The sequence below is a fragment of the Streptomyces sp. NPDC048106 genome, from assembly GCF_040706415.1.
Lineage (GTDB): Bacteria > Actinomycetota > Actinomycetes > Streptomycetales > Streptomycetaceae > Streptomyces.
Genome location: NZ_JBEZND010000006.1, coordinates 34561 through 53829, shown reverse-complemented (window position 1 = coordinate 53829; position 19269 = coordinate 34561). Strand labels below are relative to the sequence as shown.

Below are 19269 nucleotides of genomic sequence, written 5' to 3'. Positions count from 1 at the left end.
AGGCTCGCCCCATGCCTCCGGCCAAGAAGCGTGCCCGCACCTACGATCCCGCCCGTACCCGTGCCGCCGTCCTCGCCCAGTTCGGGGCCGTGCGGGAAGCCGTACGCGGCCTCACCGACGAGCAGTTGGCGGGGCCCACCCGGCTCGGGGGGTGGACCGTGCGGGAGTTGGTCGTGCACATCGGCACGGCGGTCACGGCCGTGCGCCGGGCGCTCGCCCAACCCGCGCCGGGGAAGGCGGACGCCGTGCTGCTCGACTGGCCCTTCGCCACCGCGGCCCACTCCGCCGCCATCGACGCGGTCGCCCGGGACCTCGCCGCGGAGCATCCCGACCTCGACGCCTATCTCGCGGACATCGACGCGTCCCTGCGAGCCCTGCTCGCCGAGCACCCCGGCACCCGGTTGCTGCGGATCGGCGCCGGTGCCCTCGCGCTGGACGACTACCTGGTCACCCGTGCCGTGGAACTCGTCGTGCACACCGACGACCTGAACGCCGCCGTGCCGGGGCTCGGGGTGCCGTACGACCGGCAGGCGCTGGCCGCCACGACCCGGCTGCTCGCCGACGCGCTCGCGGTGAAGGCGCCCGGGGGGTCCACGGAGGTGCGCGTGCCGCCGTACGCCGTGGTGCAGTGCGTCGAGGGGCCCCGGCACACCCGGGGGACCCCGCCCAACGTGGTGGAGACCGACCCGCTGACCTGGATCCGGCTGGCCACCGGGCGGCTGGACTGGCGGGACGCCGTGGCCGAGGCCAAGGTCAGCGCGAGTGGGGAGCGGGCCGACATCGGGGGCCTGCTGCCGGTCATGTCCTGAGGGGACACCCCGGAACGCCCCTGGGGGAACCGGTGGGGCCGCCGTACCGTCGTACCGCCATGAAACGACGTAAAACACCCGCGGCCCTCGTCCTGCTCCTTCCCCTGGCGGTGGCCTGTGGCGCCGCGCCCGCGCACAGTGGAGCGGTGAGCGCGCAGGAACCCCTGACCGGTGTCGAGTGGCGGGTGGTGAGCGTGACCGCGCAGGGCGCGACGCACGCCGCGCCGGCCGCCGCCCGCCTGCTCGTCGGCGAGCACGGGACCGCCGTCGGCAACCTCGGCTGCAACACCTTCAGCGCCCCGGTGACCCTCCAGGACGACCGCGTCACCTTCGGGGAACTGCGCACCACCAAGATGGCCTGCGGCGAGGCCCGGATGGCATTCGAGCGGCTGCTCGGCGGGCTGCTCGGCGGCCGGACCCTCACCGGGTCGGTCGACCACGGCAAGCTCACGCTCACCACGAGTCACGGAGACCACGTCAACCTCACCCGTGGCGCACCAGAATGATGTGCGACACCTCACTCACGCATACGGCCAAACCGCCCCGCGGGCGTCCGCAGCCGCCCGGCCGGACCCCCGAAAGCAATCAGACACGCCGTGCTGACCTGCGGAAACGCGGAAACCGCCAAGGTGATCCGTAAACCCCCCGCCCGTTACGACCGCGTATCCCCAATTCGGACCAGTGGTCGACCTCGCCTACACTCGGTGCTGTGCCACGTGGTGACGGTCGACTCAATCACGATCTGCTCCCCGGTGAGAAAGGCCCCCAGGACGCGTGTGGCGTCTTCGGTGTCTGGGCTCCGGGCGAAGAGGTCGCAAAGCTCACGTACTTCGGGCTCTACGCCCTCCAGCACCGGGGTCAGGAATCCGCGGGAATCGCGGTCAGTAATGGCTCCCAGATCCTCGTCTTCAAGGACATGGGACTGGTCTCCCAGGTCTTCGACGAAACCTCTCTCGGTTCGCTCCAGGGTCATATCGCGGTCGGACACGCCCGCTACTCGACCACCGGCGCCTCCGTGTGGGAGAACGCCCAGCCGACGTTCCGCGCCACCGCGCACGGCTCGATCGCGCTCGGCCACAACGGCAACCTGGTCAACACGGCGCAGCTCGCCGAGATGGTCGCCGAACTGCCGAACGAGAACAACAGCCGCTCCACCCGGGTCGCGGCCACCAACGACACCGACCTGCTGACGGCGCTGCTCGCCGCCCAGGTCGACGAGGACGGCAAGCCGCTCACCATCGAGGAGGCCGCGCAGAAGGTCCTCCCGAAGGTCCGGGGCGCCTTCTCGCTCGTCTTCATGGACGAGCACACCCTCTACGCCGGCCGTGACCCCCAGGGCATCCGCCCGCTGGTCCTCGGCCGTCTGGAGCGCGGCTGGGTCATCGCCTCCGAGACCGCGGCCCTGGACATCACCGGCGCCAGTTTCGTCCGCGAGATCGAGCCGGGCGAGTTCGTCGCCATCGACGAGAACGGCCTGCGCAGCTCCCGGTTCGCGGAAGCAAAGCCCAAGGGCTGTGTCTTCGAGTACGTGTACCTGGCCCGCCCGGACACCGACATCGCCGGCCGGAACGTGTACCTCTCCCGCGTGGAGATGGGCCGCCGCCTCGCCAAGGAGGCGCCGGCCGAGGCCGACCTGGTGATAGCGACCCCGGAATCGGGCACCCCGGCCGCCATCGGCTACGCCGAGGCCTCGGGCATCCCGTTCGGTGCCGGCCTGGTGAAGAACGCCTATGTGGGCCGTACGTTCATCCAGCCCTCGCAGACCATCCGCCAGCTGGGCATCCGGCTGAAGCTGAACCCGCTCAAGGAAGTCATCAAGGGCAAGCGCCTGGTGGTCGTGGACGACTCGATCGTGCGCGGCAACACCCAGCGGGCCCTGGTGCGCATGCTCCGCGAGGCGGGCGCCGCCGAGGTGCACATCCGCATCTCCTCGCCGCCGGTGAAGTGGCCCTGCTTCTTCGGCATCGACTTCGCCACCCGCGCGGAGCTGATCGCCAACGGCATGACGGTCGACGAGATCGGCACCAGCCTCGGCGCCGACTCCCTCGCCTACATCTCCATCGACGGCATGATCGACGCGACCACCATCGCGAAGCCGAACCTGTGCCGTGCCTGCTTCGACGGCGAGTACCCGATGGAACTGCCGGACCCGGAGCTGCTCGGCAAGCAGCTGCTGGAGACCGAGCTGGCGGCCGGGCCCGCCGAAACGGCCGCGTCCGACGCGATCCGCCGCCCGTAACACCCCGCAGTACGACACGAAAGCTCTCACAGTCATGTCTGAGACAACTGGTGCCAGCTACGCAGCGGCGGGCGTCGACATCGAGGCGGGCGACCGCGCCGTCGAGCTGATGAAGGAGTGGGTGAAGAAGACCCAGCGCCCCGAGGTCCTCGGCGGCCTCGGCGGCTTCGCCGGGCTCTTCGACGCCTCCGCCCTCAAGCGCTACGAGCGCCCCCTGCTGGCCTCCGCCACGGACGGCGTCGGCACCAAGGTGGACATCGCCCGCCGCCTCGGCGTCTACGACACCATCGGCCACGACCTGGTCGCCATGGTCATGGACGACATCGTGGTGTGCGGCGCCGAGCCGCTGTTCATGACCGACTACATCTGTGTCGGCAAGGTCCACCCCGAGCGGGTCGCCGCCATCGTCAAGGGCATCGCGGAGGGCTGTGTGCTGGCCGGCTGCGCCCTGGTCGGCGGCGAGACGGCCGAACACCCGGGTCTGCTCGGCGAGGACGACTTCGACGTCGCGGGCGCCGGTACGGGCGTTGTGGAGGCCGACCGGCTGCTCGGCGCGGAACGCATCCGCAAGGGTGACACCGTGATCGCCATGGCGGCCTCCGGGCTTCACTCGAACGGGTACTCGCTGGTCCGCCACGTCCTGCTGCACACGGCGGGACTGGCCCTGGAGTCGGAGGTGGCCGAGCTGGGCCGCACCCTCGGCGAGGAGCTGCTGGAGCCCACCAAGATCTACTCGCTGGACTGCCTGGCCCTGACCCGCACGGCCGAGGTGCACGCCTTCAGCCACATCACCGGCGGCGGGCTCGCGGCCAACCTGGCCCGGGTGATCCCGGACGACCTGCACGCCGTGGTCGACCGCGCGACCTGGACCCCGGGTGCGATCTTCGACCTGGTCGGCAGGACCGGGAACGTGGAGCGCCTGGAGCTGGAGAAGACGCTGAACATGGGCGTCGGCATGATGGCGATCGTCCCGGCGGAGTCCACCGAGGTGGCCCTCGCGACCCTGGCCGACCGAGGCGTCGACGCCTGGGTGGCCGGCGAGATCACCGAGCGTGGCGACAAGGAGAGCGGCGCGGAGCTGGTAGGGGACTACGCGAACTGACGCCTACCGGGTGGTGCCCGCGGGACTTCCTCGCGGGTAGCACAGAAGCCGGTCGGTGGCTGTGCCACCGACCGGGCTCGTGCTCAGTGCTAGGTCAAGCGCCGCGACGATGTTGTGAGGGACCGTCGTCCTCGTCGTCGTCGTCCTCATAGAGGTCGGCGTAACGAGAGTAAAGGTCGTCCTCGTCATCGTCATCGTCCTCGAACGGCTCGCCGTTCGGCGGCTGGCTCGAAGTTGATGCGCCCAGTTCACTGGCCAGACGTGAAAGGTCAGTCCCACCGCTGTTGTACTTCAGCTGGCGGGCGACCTTTGTCTGCTTGGCCTTGGCCCGGCCGCGCCCCATGGCTCGACCCCCTCGGTGACGGGGCTCGACGGCCCCAGAGTCTGACACGCGTTCATGATCGGGATCGGACTCTCCGTGGAGAGGCCGGTCCGTAGGGCTTCCACGGTACCTGAGCCCGCGCCCATACGGTACGTCGCCCGCAGCACGCGCGTGTGCACAGAACCTTCGAGGCGCCCTGTCCTCGCTGGTCAGTGGCGATTTTAACCACTTATCGGGGTACGACCCGCCGATGGAAGTGAGAGTTCTCTCTAAGCCGCCATCGGCGGGTACCGCTCATGTGTGCGAAGACAGGGCCGACGTCATGGGTGACGTCAGGGGCGACGCCCTGTCCGGGATCAGGTCAGCGGGCGGTGCGGACCGCGCGCGCGTCGGCCATCCGCTGCTCGGCGATCCGGTCGGCCGCCGCGGCCGGCGGAATGCCGTCGTCCTTCGCACGTGCGAATATGGCCAGCGTGGTGTCGAAGATCTTCGCGGCCTTCGCCTTGCACCGCTCGAAGTCGAACCCGTGCAGCTCGTCGGCCACCTGGATGACCCCGCCCGCGTTCACCACGTAGTCCGGCGCGTAGAGGATCCCGCGGTCGGCGAGGTCCTTCTCCACGCCCGGGTGGGCGAGCTGGTTGTTGGCCGCGCCGCACACCACCTTGGCGGTGAGCACCGGCACGGTGCTGTCGTTCAGGGCGCCGCCGAGCGCGCAGGGCGCGTAGATGTCCAGGCCCTCGACGCGGATCAGCGCGTCGGTGTCGGCGACCGCCGTCACGCCCTCGTACTGGTCGAGGATCCGCTGGACGGCGTCCTGGCGGACGTCCGTGACGACGACCTTGGCGCCCTCGTCCAGCAGGTGGCGCACCAGGTGGTGGCCGACCTTGCCGACCCCGGCGACACCGACCGTGCGGTCGCGCAGCGAGGGGTCGCCCCACAGGTGCTGGGCGCAGGCGCGCATGCTCTGGTAGACGCCGAAGGAGGTGAGCACCGAGGAGTCGCCGGCGCCGCCGTTCTCCGGGGAGCGGCCGGTGGTCCAGCGGCACTCGCGGGCCACCACGTCCATGTCGACCACGTAGGTGCCGACGTCGCAGGCGGTGACGTAGCGCCCGCCGAGGGAGGCGACCATCCGGCCGTAGGCGAGGAGGAGCTCCTCGGTCTTGTCGCGCTCCGGGTCGCCGATGATCACGGCCTTGCCGCCACCGTGGTCCAGGCCGGCCATGGCGTTCTTGTACGACATCCCGCGCGCGAGGTTCAGGGCGTCGGTGACGGCCTCGGCCTCGGTCGCGTACGGGTAGAAGCGGGTACCGCCGAGGGCGGGGCCCAGAGCGGTGGAGTGGAGCGCGATCACGGCCTTGAGGCCACTGGCGCGATCCTGGCAGAGCACGACCTGCTCATGACCGCCCTGCTCCGACTGGAACAGGGTGTGCAGGACATCAGCAGGCGCGCCGGTTACGTCGGTCACTGTGGTGACTCCTGTGGACTAGCGGCGGGTGGGGATCAGCTCCCGTACGGGTGGCGGGTGCTGGTGGCATGAGCGTAGAGCCTTCGCCCGACCACCGTCCGCGCAGTGTCCAGGATCACTCGCACGGGCTCACCGCGCCCACCCGGCCGTGGCACGATCGGCAGTGTTTCGAGCCGGGTCCGATGGGGAGGGAGCAGGCGTGCCGAAGGTGTCCTCCGTGGTGATCCCCTATGCCGCCTACCTGCGCGTGTACGAGCCGCTGGGCGCCTTCCCGGAGCCGGAGCGCGGCCACTGGGAGCGCTACGCCCGCCGCCCGGACCGGCCCACGTACCAGGACGAACTGCGCCGCTCCCTCGCCGACTTGGTGCCGACCCCGCCGGTGGCGGTGCCGGTGCACGAGAGCGGCGACGCGTTCGTGCTGGAGGTCGACGGGGTGGTCTGTGTGTGCCCCTGGCGGACCCGGCTGCGCGGCTGGCAGGCGCTGGACGGGCTCGGCGACGAACTGCCGCCGCCGGTGCTGGACGCGGTGCTGCCGCCGGTGGTGCGCCGGCAGGCGGCCCTGGACTACGAGCGCTGGCTCACCCGCAACCCCGACGCGCGCCCCTGGATCCGCACGGCGACCTGGCAGGTGCCGGTGAACTGGTTCGTGCTGGTCGCGGACGAGGAACGGCGGTACGACGAGGGGAGCGCCGAGGCGCCCCCGGTGCTGCGCTACCGCACGCCCATGGTGCAGGCCCGGCGCCGGGTGGCCAGGGCGCTGCGCACCCTGAGGGAGACCATGGACGGGGGCCCGCTGATCGACGGTCTGGTGGACGTCGGCCGCTGGCTGGAGGAGTTCCATCCGCGGTCGCTGGTGGAGCTGGACTACGGCGGTCTGGTGCATGTGCTGCCGGCCGGGGAGTTGGCCGACGACCACTCGGCGGCGGACGTGGCCGAGGGCATCGAGGCGCTGCGCCAGGGGGACGGGACGGCGGCCGGGGAGGCGTACGCGCGGCTCGTGGAGCGGTGGCGGGCGGTACGGGATCGGCGTTCGGCGAACTGACGTTCAAACAGAATCCGCCAGAACGTGACCCGCGCCACAGCTCAGACGGCATCGAACAGCGTACGGTCAAGCGGTTTCACCCACCTGACGGGGCGTCGGCTCCGATCCGGGCGTTTGCGTCAAGGGCGCCCGAAAGGTGATGGACTGCACGTACGGGGCCCTTGCGTCTCTTCCCCCTCCTCGTGCCAAAATAGGACAAGGAGTCCGGGGAGGGTTCCTTCCGTCCAAGTGTGGTGCACTATGGGCGGAATCTCTGCATTGCAAGCTTTGGGGGGTCTGGTGCCTCCTGATCGCCCCTGTGACTGATCGTCACGGTGGCGTGACTGTCCGCTATGGCATGGTCCATCGGCTTCCGTCGCTGATGAACACCTGGGAGGGCAATTCCATCGGTTTGGCCGACCGGGCTGGACAGATGGTGTAGTTGTAGTGCCGAGGACAAGCCGTTCGTCCTATAACCGACTCGACTCGCGTCCGCCATTTCGGGCAACGCGGGTCAAGGTGCAGAATTTAGAGGAAAGAACCGAGAAGGTTCGGTTCTCCCGAGGAGGCCGCTCATGACCGCTCGCACCCCTGATGCCGAGCCGCTGCTGACCCCGGCTGAGGTCGCCACCATGTTCCGCGTCGACCCCAAGACGGTCACGCGGTGGGCGAAGGCCGGCAAGCTCACGTCGATCCGCACGCTCGGCGGGCACCGCCGCTACCGCGAGGCCGAGGTCCGCGCTCTGCTCGCGGGCATCCCGCAGCAGCGCAGCGAGGCCTGACCGAGCAGGCGGAACAACTGAAAACCGGGCGAAACGGCAGGCCCCCCAACCTGCCGAGGTGCCCGAAACCCTAGCTTCAAGCGACGCGGGACCTGCCCCAACAGGCCCCACGCCCAGGCCGAAAAGAACGTTGTAGGCAAGCGACACAGGGTGCGTCGTCGATCGCGCTGGACTCCGCCGAGTCCAGCGCGATCTGTTTTGTGCGCTGGTCGGGGGCGGGGTGCGAGGCCGGTGGGGGTGCGGCGGGTGTGCTCCGGAATGGAGTGCAATTGCACATATTAAATTGACCTGTTGTAGGACGGGTGTAAGTACCGTAGTTTTCAAAACTCATGCGGTGACACCCGTCACACGCCGGGCCACTTGTTGCCTCGGGCATCCGTGCGCTAGTGGAGGGACTGGTTCCAGTGTCCCCTACCTGAACGGGAGTTGGGGCCTCCGTTCGGTCACGTCGTGCGGGGCCGCCGGTCCCCGGCGCGCTCCCCGGGGCCCGCGTCCATCGCCAGCCGCAGCAGGTGATGGCACACGGGACAGTGACGGGTGAGATGCCGGTACGACGACGCGGCCGCGAGGTGCGCTCTGAGCAGTGCCCGCGTCTCGTGCCTGACCGATGTCCCCATGTCCACCTCCCCGGGCCCTCACCCTGAACCGGGCCCTGCCCTTGTGGGTACCGAGCGAGGCCGGCGCCGTCAAGGCCGCGCGCGGGCGCGGAGGCGCTGAGGGGGCTTCCAGGAGGCGCCGAGCAGGACAGGGTGGGGTGCGGTGCGGTGGGCATGAGTAAGGCCCGCGATCCTCAGGGGATGCGGGCCTTGCCTCGACTGCGGTCCTGACGGGATTTGAACCCGCGGCCTCCACCTTGACAGGGTGGCGAGCACTCCAAACTGCTCCACAGGACCAGGTTTCGCGGCGCTTGGCTTTCCGCGTTGCGCTGCGAGATGAGACTGTACAGGAGGTGAGGCCGCCTGGTCGAACTCACCCCCTGTGAGCGGACGGTTACGGCACGGCCGCGTCGATCGCCTTCACGATCCGCTTGTCGGAGATCGGGTACGCGGTGCCCAGCGCGTGGGCGAAGTAGCTGACCCGCAGCTCCTCCAGCATCCAGCGGATGTCCAGGACCTGCTGCGGAACCGGCCGCCCCTGCGGGAGCTGCTCCAGCAGCCAGGCGTACTCGTCCCGCATCTCGTGGACCTTCTCCATGCGCGTGGTGTCCCGCTGGACGTTCGCCGGCATCTGCTGGAGCCGCCGGTCCGCCGCCACCAGGTACCGCATCAGGTCGGGCAGGCGCCGTATCCCCGCCCACGTGACGAATCCCGGCTTCACCAGCGCGTCCAGCTGCTTGCGGACGTCCGTGAGGTTCGCGAGCAGCGCGGGGCTCCTGGTGCCCTTCAGGCGCCGCTCACAGGCCTGCCAGGCGGCCAGCACCTGCTGCACCTGGTCGACCGTGCGCACCGTGGTGTCCACGATCTCGGCCCGCACCTTGTCGTACAGCTTGCGGTACGACTCCTCGTCCCACGCCGGCCCCCCGAAGTCCGCGATCAGCTTGTCCGCGGCGGCCATCGCGCAGTCGTCGAACAGGGCCTGGATGGATCCGTGCGGATTGGCGGACAGCCCCAGCTTCTGCTGGTTGCTGAGCTTCTCGGACGCGAACTTGGCGGGGTTCACCGGGATGTTGCGCAGGATCAGCCGCCGGGTGCCCCGCCACATGGCCTCCGCCTGCTCGGCCTCCGTGTCGAAGAGCCGCACGGAGACCGTGTCGCCGTCGTCCACCAGCGCCGGGTACGCCTTCACCGGCTGGCCGGCCCGGCGCGTCTCGAAGACCCGGTTCAGGGTGCCGATCGTCCAGTCGGTCAGCCCCGCCCGCTCCAGCGCGGGGCCGCCCTCGCGGGACGCGGTCGCCGCCGCGGCCTGGGAGAGGGCCTTGCGTGCCTTCGGCTTCAGGCTGAGCTTGAGCGCCTCCAGGTCCTTGTCCTCGGCCAGCTTCCGGCGCCGCTCGTCGACGATCCGGAAGGTGATCCTGAGGTGGTCGGGGACCTTGGACCAGTCGAAGTCCTCCGCCTCGAACGGCACCCCGACCATGCGCTTGAGCTCGCGGGCCATGGTCACGGTCAGCGGCTCCTGGAGCGGAACCGCCCGCTCCAGGAAGGCCTTGGCGTAGTTCGGCGCGGGCACGTAGTTGCGCCGGATCGGCTTGGGCAGGGACCGGATCAGCTCCGTGACGACCTCTTCCCGCAGGCCCGGGATCTGCCAGTCGAAGCCCTCGTCGGTGACCTGGTTCAGCACCTGGAGCGGGATGTGCACGGTCACACCGTCCGCGTCCGCGCCCGGCTCGAACTGGTAGGTGACCCGGAACTTCAGGGCACCCTGGCGCCAGCTGTCCGGATAGTCGGCCTTGGTGACCGCCTCCGCGGACTCCCGGATCAGCATCTCCCGCTCGAAGTCCAGGAAGTCCGGCTGCTCGTGCCGCTTCCGCTTCCACCAGGAGTCGAAGTGCGCGCCGGACACGACGTGTTCGGGCACCCGCTGGTCGTAGAAGTCGTACAGCGTCTCGTCGTCCACCACGATGTCCCGGCGCCGCGCCCGGTGCTCCAGCTCCTCGACCTCGCTGAGGAGTTTCCGGTTGTCGGCGTAGAACTTGTGGTGGGTGCGCCAGTCGCCCTCCACCAGCGCGTTGCGGATGAACAGCTCGCGGGAGACCTCGGGGTCGATGCGGCCGTAGTTCACCTTGCGCTGGGCGACGATCGGCACGCCGTACAGCGTGACCTTCTCGTACGCCATCACGGCCGCCTGGTCCTTCTCCCAGTGCGGTTCGCTGTACGTCCGCTTCAGCAGGTGCCCGGCGAGCGGTTCGACCCACTCGGGCTCGATCTTCGCGTTGACCCTGGCCCACAGCCGGCTGGTCTCCACCAGCTCGGCCGACATCACGAACTTGGGCTGCTTACGGAAGAGCGCCGAGCCCGGGAAGATCGCGAACTTGGCGTTGCGGGCGCCCAGGTACTCGTTCTTGTTGCCCTCGCGTACGTCCTTCATCCCGACGTGGGAGAGCAGGCCGGCGAGCAGGGAGACGTGCACGCGGTCGGCGGGGGCGTCCTCGTCGGCGAGGTGGATGCCCATCTGCTTGGCCACGGTCCGCAGCTGCGTGTAGATGTCCTGCCACTCGCGGATGCGCAGGAAGTTCAGGTACTCCTGCTTGCACATCCGCCGGAACGAGCTGGAGCCGCGCTCCTTCTGCTGCTCGCGGACGTACCGCCAGAGGTTGAGGTAGGCGAGGAAGTCGCTGGTCTCGTCCTTGAAGCGGGCGTGCTGCTGGTCGGCCTGCGCCTGCTTGTCGGCAGGGCGTTCGCGCGGGTCCTGGATGGACAGCGCGGCCGCGATGACCATGACCTCGCGGACACAGCCGTTCTTGTCGGCCTCCAGCACCATCCGGGCGAGCCGCGGGTCCACGGGCAGCTGGGCCAGCTTGCGGCCGGTGTCGGTGAGCCGCTTGCGGGGGTCCTTCTCCGCGGGGTCGATCGCGCCCAGCTCCTGGAGGAGCTGCACGCCGTCGCGGATGTTGCGGTGGTCCGGCGGGTCGATGAAGGGGAACTTCTCGATGTCGCCGAGGCCGGCCGCGGTCATCTGGAGGATGACGGAGGCCAGGTTGGTGCGCAGGATCTCCGCGTCCGTGAACTCCGGCCGGGCGAGGAAGTCGTCCTCGCTGTACAGCCGGATGCAGATGCCGTCGGAGGTACGGCCGCAACGGCCCTTGCGCTGGTTGGCGCTGGCCTGGGAGACCGGCTCGATGGGCAGCCGCTGGACCTTGGTGCGATGGCTGTAGCGGCTGATCCGGGCGAAGCCGGGGTCGATGACGTACTTGATGCCCGGGACGGTGAGGGAGGTCTCGGCGACGTTCGTGGCCAGCACGATCCGGCGCCCGGTGTGCTGCTGGAACACCCGGTGCTGCTCGGCGTGCGACAGCCGGGCGTAGAGGGGCAGTACTTCGGTGAATCTGTACTTCTTCTTCTCCAGCGCGTCCGCCGTGTCGCGGATCTCCCGCTCGCCGGAGAGGAAGACGAGGATGTCGCCCTTGCCCTCGGCCTGGAGTTCCTCGACCGCGTCGCAGATCGCGGTGATCTGGTCGCGGTCGGCGTCCTCGGACTCCGCTTCGAGGAGCGGCCGGTAGCGCACCTCCACGGGGTACGTCCGCCCGCTGACCTCGATGATCGGGGCGTCGCCGAAGTGCCGGGAGAAGCGCTCGGGGTCGATGGTCGCCGAGGTGATGACGACCTTGAGGTCCGGCCGCTTGGGCAGCAGCTGGGCGAGGTAGCCCAGCAGGAAGTCGATGTTGAGGGACCGCTCGTGGGCCTCGTCGATGATGATCGTGTCGTAGGCGCGCAGTTCGCGGTCGGTCTGGATCTCGGCGAGCAGGATGCCGTCCGTCATCAGCTTGACGAAGGTGGCGTCCGGGCTCACCTGGTCGGTGAAGCGCACCTTCCAGCCGACCGACTCGCCGAGCGGCGTGCGCAGCTCCTCGGCGACGCGCTCGGCGACGGTACGGGCGGCGATCCGGCGGGGCTGGGTGTGCCCGATCATGCCGTGGACGCCACGGCCCAGTTCCAGACAGATCTTGGGGATCTGCGTCGTCTTTCCGGAGCCGGTCTCACCGGCGACGATGACGACCTGGTGATCGCGGATGGCCGCCGCGATCTCGTCCTTCTTCTGGCTGACGGGCAGTTGCTCGGGATAGGTGACGGCCGGCACGCGGGCGCGTCGCTCGGCCATCCGGCCCGACGCCTTGTCGATCTCGCCCTCGATCTCGGCGAGGACGGCGTCGCGGGCCTCAGGCTTACGGATCTTGCGCGCGCCCTCGAGCCGCCGTCCGAGCCGGTGCGCGTCACGCAGCGACAACTCGGTCAGACGGGCGGCGAGGGTGCCGAGGGCGGGGGCTGGATGCGTAGACATACGCGATCCAGGATCTCACCTCGGCCGAAACACGGTCGACCGATTTGACGCCGGGCGGGGGAGCGGACGCCCGGCGACGAACAGGCACCCGCCACGGCGGGATGCCAGAGTTCCCCTATGCCCGATTCGCGCTGGACGGCATTCAAGCGGTCTCCGTTCCTCCCCGCCACGGTCCTGCTCCTCCTCATCGCGGCCGCGGCCGGGCTCTTCGCCGGTTCCTACACCTACGCGATGGCGAACCCGACCCCGCACGGCATCCCCACCGCGGTCACCGGCGCCTACACCCGGCCACCGGCCCGCGCGTTCCTCACGGGCATGGAACACGCCCTGTCGGCCTCCCTCGAACTGCACCCGTACGACGACCGCGCGGCAGCGGTGCGCGCCGTGGAACAGCAGCGTGTCTTCGCGGTGGTCGACGCGCCCGCGCACGGCGGTCCGATCAGGCTGGACGTGTCCTCGGCCTCCGGGGCGACCGTCGCGCAGATCCTCGGGCAGGCCGCGGCGAGCGTGAGCAGGGCCACCGGGACCCCTGTCGTGCTGCACGACCTCAAGCCCTTGCAGCGGGGGGACCCGCGGGGCCTGGCGATCTTCTATATCTCGCTCGCGGCCGTGGTGATCGGCTTCATCGGCGCGATCCAGCTCAGCGTGCACGCGAAGGCGCTGAACCCGCTGGAGCGCATCGCCTTCACCGCCGCCTACGCCCTGCTCGGCGGGTTCACGATCGGCGCGGTGGTGGACTGGTGGCTGGGCGCGCTGCGGCTGCCGTTCCTGGAGTCCTGGCTGATCCTCGCGCTGACGATGTTCACGTCCGGCATGGTCTTCACGATGTTCAACACCCTGTTCGGCCGCTGGGCCATGCTGCCGACCTGGGGCCTGATGGTGCTGCTCGGAAATCCCTCGTCCGGCGGCGCGGTCTCCTGGCCCCTGCTGCCGTCCCCGCTCGGCACGATCGGCCGCTGGCTGCCGCCCGGCGCCTCGGTGAACGCCCAGCACACCGCCGTCTACTTCCGGGGCGACCAGCACGCCTTCCCGTTCCTGGTGCTGGCCGGCTGGTCCGTTCTGGCCTGCGCGATCTTCCTGACCTGGCGCCACCGCCACCCGGGCGGCCGCCCGACGGCCCCCGCCTAGGACGTGCGCTGGGCCGGAGGTGCCGGGGTCTGCTGCTGCTGGGCGGGTCCGCTGACCAGGGTCATGGACCGCGCGGTGTTGGACACGGCCTTGATGCCCAGATAGGCGGTGGTCATGCTGCTGACCGCGGTGAAGGCGGCGGTGAGGATGCCGACGATCACCGAGGTGTCGCCATTCAGCTGCCAGACCCCGACGACCGCCACGGCGACGATCGCCACATTGCCGGCCATCACCGCCAGCAAGCCGTACTTCGCCTTGTCCTTCTCGAGCTCGATCTCGGTACCGCTCATGGTCCCCCCGACCCGGCTGTGGTGTGACGCTGCCATACGAAGAAGGCCCCGTTCGTCGAACGGGGCCTTCCGGTTGTGGCTGGGGCCGGGGTCGAACCGGCGACCTATCGCTTTTCAGGCGATCGCTCGTACCAACTGAGCTACCCAGCCACGAGGTTTCACCTGAAACCTCAGCGGTCCTGACGGGATTTGAACCCGCGGCCTCCACCTTGACAGGGTGGCGAGCACTCCAAACTGCTCCACAGGACCAAGCTCTCTGTGTGCAACAGTGTCGCACACGATCTTGCGTGCCCCCAACGGGATTCGAACCCGTGCTACCGCCTTGAAAGGGCGGCGTCCTAGGCCGCTAGACGATGAGGGCTATCGGCCCGCCTGGGCGCTTCTCAGCGCGTCGGGGACGTGAGAAGCATATGGGATGGCGAGGGGGATCGCCAAAACGGTTTACGGGTGGCGCGAGGCGGTCGCTTTTCCGGAGGGCGTGGAGGCGGTCGGCCGGGGCGTCGCGCCGGGCCGGTTGTCGTCCGCCAGATGGCGGCTGACCTCGGCCGTCGTCAGTCCCAGACCGCCCAGCTTGATCGCGTCCCAGGCCTGGAGCCGATGGCTGTCGCGGTCGAAGTAGAGCACCGAGGCCTCGATCGGGGCCGGGTACTTCCCCTCCACCGCGCGCAGCCCGCTGCCCCCGGTCGAGCCCTCCATCCGCAGCCGCGTCCCGTGCGGCAGCTTCTCGTCCCCCTCGTGGTGCAGATGCCCGCACAGCACCAGCGGTACCTCCCCGTCCGTCTCCCGCGCCGCCACCGGCTCGTGGGCGATCGCCACGTCCACCGGCGTCCCCGCCGCCCGCTGGGAGCGCAGCGCGCTGTCCAGCCGGGCGCCGGCCAGTTCCTCCGCCGCGTCACCGCCGGGCGCCACCGCGCGGTCGGGGGTGAACTGGGGATCGCCGATCCCCGCGAAGCGCAGCCCGCCCACCGTCCGCGCGTGTCCGTCGTCCAGCACATGGACGTTCTTCATGTGCTCCAGATAACGCTGGGTGGTCCGGGAGTCGTGGTTGCCCCGCACCCAGACGTACGGCACGCCCAGCTGGGCGACGGGGTCCAGGAAGCCGTTCTCCGCCGCCGTGCCGTGGTCCATGGTGTCGCCGGAGTCCACGATCACGTTCACCTTGTACTGCTCCACCAGCGAGGCGATGATCTTCCAGCTCGCCGGGTTCAGATGGATGTCCGACACGTGCAGGACCCGGATGGTGGAGGGGTCCGGCTGGTAGGCGGGGAGCGTGGAGGTGACGTCGTAGAGCTTGGTCACGTTCGTCACCAGGCGCGCCAACTCCTGCTGGTAGACGTCGAAGTCGGTGACGATGCCGCGCGCGTTGCCGATCACCGACGGCGCGGAGGACAGCAGCCCGGAGAACCTCGGCTCCAGCACCGACTTCGGGTTCCAGGTGGCGTACACCGACGCGCCCGAGGCGGCCAGCAGCACGAGGGCCAGTCCGCCCGCTGTGAGCGCGTGACGCGGGCGCCGGTAGACGGCGAACCCGAGGGCGCCCGCGCCGGCCACCACGGCGACGCAGGAGCGCACGGCGAGGTCGAAGGTGCCGTGCTCCACGTCGTGGACCACCTCGTCCTGGAGGCCGGAGATCCGCTCCGGGTGGTCGACCAGTTCCTGGGAGCGCAGCGGGTCCAGCTGGTCGACGTTGACGTCCAGGCGGACCGGCGCGACATGGCTGTCCAGGGTGAGCGCGCCCAGCGGGGACACGTTGATCTTCGTGCCGCCGGAGAGGGAGGGACGCAGCGCCATCGTGGTGTTCATCGGGCCGACCGGCGTCCGCACGTTGCCGACCACCAGCAGCCCCAGCCAGGCGCCGACCAGGACGACCCCGGTGAGGCCCAGCGCGCTGAGCCACGGCCGGGGGCGGGCGGCGAGTTCCAGGTCGGGGAGCCGGCGGGGGCGGCGGCGGAAGAGGGCGGCGATTCGGTTCGGCATACGGCTCAGGACGGCGACGGGGACGCGGACCATTGGTCCCGTATGCCCATATGCGGGCGTGGATATGCGGCGGTTCGCCGCTCACGTTCGCGCCGGTTCACCGCTCCCGTACGGCCCCCGCGTGCCGGACAATGATCCTGTGCTGGAGATGACGCGCGAGGAGTTCGAGGAACTGGTCGCCGAGGCGCTCGACCGGATCCCGCCGGAGCTGACGCGGCTCATGGACAACGTGGCGGTGTTCGTGGAGGACGAGCCGCCCGCCGGTGATCCCGGCCTGCTCGGCCTGTACGAGGGCACCCCGCTGACCGAGCGGGGCGAGTGGTACGCCGGGGTGCTGCCGGACCGGATCACCGTCTACCGGGGGCCGACGCTGCGGATGTGCGACACGCGCGAGGACGTCGTGGCGGAGACGGAGGTGACCGTGGTGCACGAGATCGCCCACCACTTCGGCATCGACGACGCCCGGCTGCACGCGCTCGGCTACGGGTGACGGGTCGTCAGGGTGGCCCTGCCGGTCGCGGGGGCCGTGCGGCGCCCGTGACTTGATGCGTACGCGGCGCGTGTCCTCCTGCGGGCGACGGGAGTTGGGCAGGTTGACTCCGTCCCTCGCCCCCGGAGGTGGCCGCCGTGCGCCCCTTGCCCGTACCCGTACGTCTGGTCGTCACGGCACTGGCCGTCTCCGTCGCCGCCGGGTGTGTGGACGTGGGTGACGCCGCGAGCCGGGCCACGCCCTCGCACCCGGCGGGGCGGCACGGCGGCGCCGGCGCGGCGGCGGGCGCGGGGCCCGCGACGGACGGCCTGGGCGGGCCCGGCCGGGTCGCGCCCGGGGGTGACGGCGGGCACGGGCACGGCGGCAGGCGGAAGCCGGGGGAGTCGGCCCCGGCGTCGTCGGCCGGCGCGTCCGGCGCGGACAGCGCCTCCGCGGACCCCGCGAAGCCCCGCAAGAACCCCGGGGCCCCCTCGGCGCCGCCCGAGGAGCAGCCGACCCCCGGGCCCACCTCCGGCCCGCCCCCGCCCCCGGCGACCACCTCGCCCCCGCCCGACCCGGAGCCTCCGTCGGCCGAACCCTCCTCCTCGGCGCACGAGGACCCGGGCCCCCAGCTCGTCCAACGGGAACCCGCACCGGCGGCGGGCGTCCCGATGTGACCGGACGCACAGGGGTTCGGGCCTCCGGAGGGGGCGATCGGTTTGCCTTCAGGGGTGGAGGGTGCGTATGGTGGTAGATCGTTTGATCCCATTTGCCCGGCGCCACCACAGAGCGCGCCGTGTGGCGCGTACTCTCCCTTGCCGTGGCGGACCGCATTGAGGCGGTCGTGTGCGAATCACGGAGTTGACGGGCGCGTGCCGACGAGACTCCGGAAGGTTTCGCATTCGCATGTCCGTGTCCAGTTCTGACCAGATCGTCCTGTCCGAAAACGAGAACGAGAACAACCTCGTGGACGAGACGACCGAGGCCACTGAGACCCAGGCCCCTGAGGCCCCCCAGACCACCTTTTCCGACCTCGGCCTGCCCGAGGGCGTCGTGCGCAAGCTCGCGCAGAACGGCGTAACCAGCCCCTTCCCGATCCAGGCCGCGACCATCCCGGACGCCCTGGACGGCAAGGACATCCTCGGCCGTGGCCGCACCGGCTCCGGCAAGACCCTCTCCTTCGGTCTGCCGACGCTGACCCGGCTGGCCGGCGGCCGCACCGAGAAGAAGCGCCCCCGCGCGGTCATCCTCACCCCGACCCGTGAGCTGGCCATGCAGGTCGCGGACGCCCTTCAGCCGTACGGCGACGTCGTCGGCCTGAAGATGAAGGTCGTCTGCGGCGGCACGTCGATGGGCAACCAGATCTACGCCCTGGAGCGCGGCGTCGACATCCTCGTCGCCACCCCGGGCCGCCTGCGCGACATCATCAACCGCGGCGCCTGCTCGCTCGACGACGTGCAGATCACCGTCCTGGACGAGGCCGACCAGATGTCCGACCTGGGCTTCCTGCCCGAGGTCACCGAGCTGCTCGACCAGGTCCCGGCGGGCGGCCAGCGCATGCTCTTCTCCGCCACGATGGAGAACGAGATCCAGACCCTCGTCGACCGCTACCTGAACGAGCCCGTCTCCCACGAGGTGGACGCGGCCCAGGGCGCGGTGACGACCATGTCCCACCACATCCTCATCGTGAAGCCCAAGGACAAGGCGCCGGTCACCGCCGCGATCGCCTCCCGCAAGGGCCGCACGATCATCTTCGTCCGCACCCAGCTGGGCGCCGACCGCGTCGCCGAGCAGCTGCGCGACGCGGGCGTGAAGGCCGACGCGCTGCACGGCGGCATGACCCAGGGCGCGCGCACCCGCACCCTGGCCGACTTCAAGGACGGTTACGTCAACGTCCTGGTCGCCACCGACGTCGCCGCCCGCGGCATCCACGTCGACGGCATCGACCTGGTGCTCAACGTGGACCCGGCCGGCGACCACAAGGACTACCTGCACCGTGCGGGCCGTACCGCGCGTGCGGGCCGTACCGGCACCGTCGTCTCCCTGTCGCTGCCGCACCAGCGGCGCCAGATCTTCCGCCTGATGGAGGATGCCGGCGTCGACGCGGGCCGGCACATCATCCAGGGCGGCGCCGCCTTCGACCCGGAGGTCGCCGAGATCACCGGCGCCCGGTCCATGACCGAGGTGCAGGCCGAGTCCGCGGGCAACGCCGCGCAGCAGGCCGAGCGCGAGGTCGGCCAGCTCGCCAAGCAGCTTGAGCGCGCCCAGCGCCGCGCGACCGAGCTGCGCGAGGAGGCCGACCGCCTGGTGGCCCGGGTCGCCCGTGAGCGCGGCGAGGACCCGGAGACCGCGGTGGCCGAGGCGCAGGCTTCGGCGGCCGAGGAGCTGGCCGTGGCCGACGAGCCGGCGGAGCGGGAGACCGAGCGCGAGGAGCGTCCGGCGGCTTCGGCGCCGTACGAGCGCCGGGAGCGGCGCGGCTACGACCGTGACCGTGGCGAGCGGGGCTTCGAGCGCCGTGACGACCGCGGTGGCCGTTCCTTCGAGCGTCGCGATGACCGTCGTCCGTTCGACCGTGACCGTCGTGACGACCGCCGTGACGACCGCGGTGGCCGTTCCTTCGAGCGTCGTGACGACCGTCGTCCGTTCGACCGTGACCGTCGTGACGACCGCCGTGACGACCGCGGCGGCCGTTCCTTCGAGCGCCGTGACGACCGTCGTCCGTTCGACCGT

At 70.5% G+C, this 19269-nt stretch carries 16 protein-coding genes and 4 tRNA genes; 10 read left to right on the top strand and 10 right to left on the bottom strand.

The window, feature by feature from the left end:
- The first annotated feature begins 11 nt into the window (after positions 1-11).
- The 4 genes from AB0927_RS07945 to purM all read left to right on the top strand — a co-directional run bounded on the left by AB0927_RS07945 (position 12) and on the right by purM (position 4150).
- The gene (locus AB0927_RS07945; RefSeq protein ID WP_366666669.1) at positions 12-809 is read left to right on the top strand and encodes a sterol carrier family protein; all 798 of its coding nucleotides are present in this window, start codon (positions 12-14) and stop codon (positions 807-809) included.
- Between the two features lie 59 nt (positions 810-868).
- Entirely contained in the window at positions 869-1315 is a 447-nt protein-coding gene (locus AB0927_RS07940; RefSeq protein ID WP_366666668.1) for an META domain-containing protein, read from the top strand.
- A gap of 203 nt (positions 1316-1518) precedes the next feature.
- Entirely contained in the window at positions 1519-3048 is a 1530-nt protein-coding gene (purF, locus tag AB0927_RS07935) for an amidophosphoribosyltransferase (protein WP_366666667.1), read from the top strand.
- 34 nt (positions 3049-3082) lie between these two features.
- Positions 3083-4150, top strand: coding sequence for a phosphoribosylformylglycinamidine cyclo-ligase (gene purM / locus AB0927_RS07930; protein WP_366666665.1), 1068 nt, complete (start codon positions 3083-3085; stop codon positions 4148-4150).
- A gap of 94 nt (positions 4151-4244) precedes the next feature.
- Here purM and AB0927_RS07925 read toward each other — a convergent pair whose 3' ends face one another.
- Positions 4245-4493, bottom strand: a complete 249-nt coding sequence (locus tag AB0927_RS07925; protein WP_366666664.1) for a DUF3073 domain-containing protein — start codon at positions 4491-4493, stop codon at positions 4245-4247.
- A 340-nt stretch (positions 4494-4833) separates the two neighbouring features.
- Positions 4834-5937: a Glu/Leu/Phe/Val dehydrogenase dimerization domain-containing protein gene (locus tag AB0927_RS07920; protein ID WP_366666663.1), complete on the bottom strand. Its 1104-nt coding sequence runs from the start codon at positions 5935-5937 to the stop codon at positions 4834-4836.
- Between the two features lie 199 nt (positions 5938-6136).
- Between AB0927_RS07920 and AB0927_RS07915 the strand changes: the two genes are divergently transcribed.
- Both AB0927_RS07915 and bldC read left to right on the top strand, forming a co-directional pair.
- The gene (locus AB0927_RS07915; protein ID WP_366666662.1) at positions 6137-6979 is read left to right on the top strand and encodes a hypothetical protein; all 843 of its coding nucleotides are present in this window, start codon (positions 6137-6139) and stop codon (positions 6977-6979) included.
- 554 nt (positions 6980-7533) lie between these two features.
- A complete protein-coding gene (gene bldC, locus AB0927_RS07910; protein WP_003949541.1) occupies positions 7534-7740 on the top strand; it encodes a developmental transcriptional regulator BldC in 207 nt (68 codons plus the stop codon).
- A 443-nt stretch (positions 7741-8183) separates the two neighbouring features.
- Here bldC and AB0927_RS07905 read toward each other — a convergent pair whose 3' ends face one another.
- The 3 genes from AB0927_RS07905 to hrpA form a co-directional block, all read right to left on the bottom strand.
- Positions 8184-8357 carry a DUF6274 family protein gene (locus AB0927_RS07905; protein WP_366666661.1) on the bottom strand — a complete coding sequence of 58 codons (174 nt, stop codon included), beginning with the start codon at positions 8355-8357 and terminating at the stop codon, positions 8184-8186.
- 201 nt (positions 8358-8558) lie between these two features.
- Positions 8559-8633: transfer RNA gene (locus AB0927_RS07900), tRNA-Asp, on the bottom strand.
- A gap of 97 nt (positions 8634-8730) precedes the next feature.
- Positions 8731-12675, bottom strand: a complete 3945-nt coding sequence (gene hrpA / locus AB0927_RS07895) for an ATP-dependent RNA helicase HrpA (protein ID WP_366666660.1) — start codon at positions 12673-12675, stop codon at positions 8731-8733.
- A 117-nt stretch (positions 12676-12792) separates the two neighbouring features.
- On the opposite strand from hrpA, the gene AB0927_RS07890 reads away from it, so the two are divergent.
- Positions 12793-13803, top strand: coding sequence for an ABC transporter permease (locus AB0927_RS07890; RefSeq protein WP_366666659.1), 1011 nt, complete (start codon positions 12793-12795; stop codon positions 13801-13803).
- Here AB0927_RS07890 and AB0927_RS07885 read toward each other — a convergent pair.
- The 5 genes from AB0927_RS07885 to AB0927_RS07865 form a co-directional block, all read right to left on the bottom strand.
- Positions 13800-14093 carry a hypothetical protein gene (locus tag AB0927_RS07885; protein WP_366666658.1) on the bottom strand — a complete coding sequence of 98 codons (294 nt, stop codon included), beginning with the start codon at positions 14091-14093 and terminating at the stop codon, positions 13800-13802. The genes AB0927_RS07890 and AB0927_RS07885 overlap by 4 nt on opposite strands.
- A 76-nt stretch (positions 14094-14169) precedes the next feature.
- Positions 14170-14243, bottom strand: a tRNA-Phe gene (locus AB0927_RS07880).
- Between the two features lie 24 nt (positions 14244-14267).
- Positions 14268-14342, bottom strand: a tRNA-Asp gene (locus AB0927_RS07875).
- Between the two features lie 39 nt (positions 14343-14381).
- Positions 14382-14454, bottom strand: a tRNA-Glu gene (locus tag AB0927_RS07870).
- Positions 14455-14534: 80 nt separating this feature from the next.
- The gene (locus AB0927_RS07865; protein WP_366666657.1) at positions 14535-16070 is read right to left on the bottom strand and encodes a metallophosphoesterase; all 1536 of its coding nucleotides are present in this window, start codon (positions 16068-16070) and stop codon (positions 14535-14537) included.
- A 139-nt stretch (positions 16071-16209) separates the two neighbouring features.
- Here AB0927_RS07865 and AB0927_RS07860 point away from each other — a divergent pair, with 139 nt between their 5' ends.
- The 3 genes from AB0927_RS07860 to AB0927_RS07850 form a co-directional block, all read left to right on the top strand.
- Complete coding sequence (locus tag AB0927_RS07860; RefSeq protein WP_248014746.1) at positions 16210-16560, top strand: metallopeptidase family protein; 351 nt, start codon at positions 16210-16212, stop codon at positions 16558-16560.
- A 137-nt stretch (positions 16561-16697) separates the two neighbouring features.
- Positions 16698-17216: a hypothetical protein gene (locus AB0927_RS07855; RefSeq protein ID WP_366666656.1), complete on the top strand. Its 519-nt coding sequence runs from the start codon at positions 16698-16700 to the stop codon at positions 17214-17216.
- Positions 17217-17445: 229 nt separating this feature from the next.
- Positions 17446-19269: DEAD/DEAH box helicase (locus AB0927_RS07850; protein ID WP_366666655.1), on the top strand; the 1824-nt coding region annotated here is incomplete at its 3' end.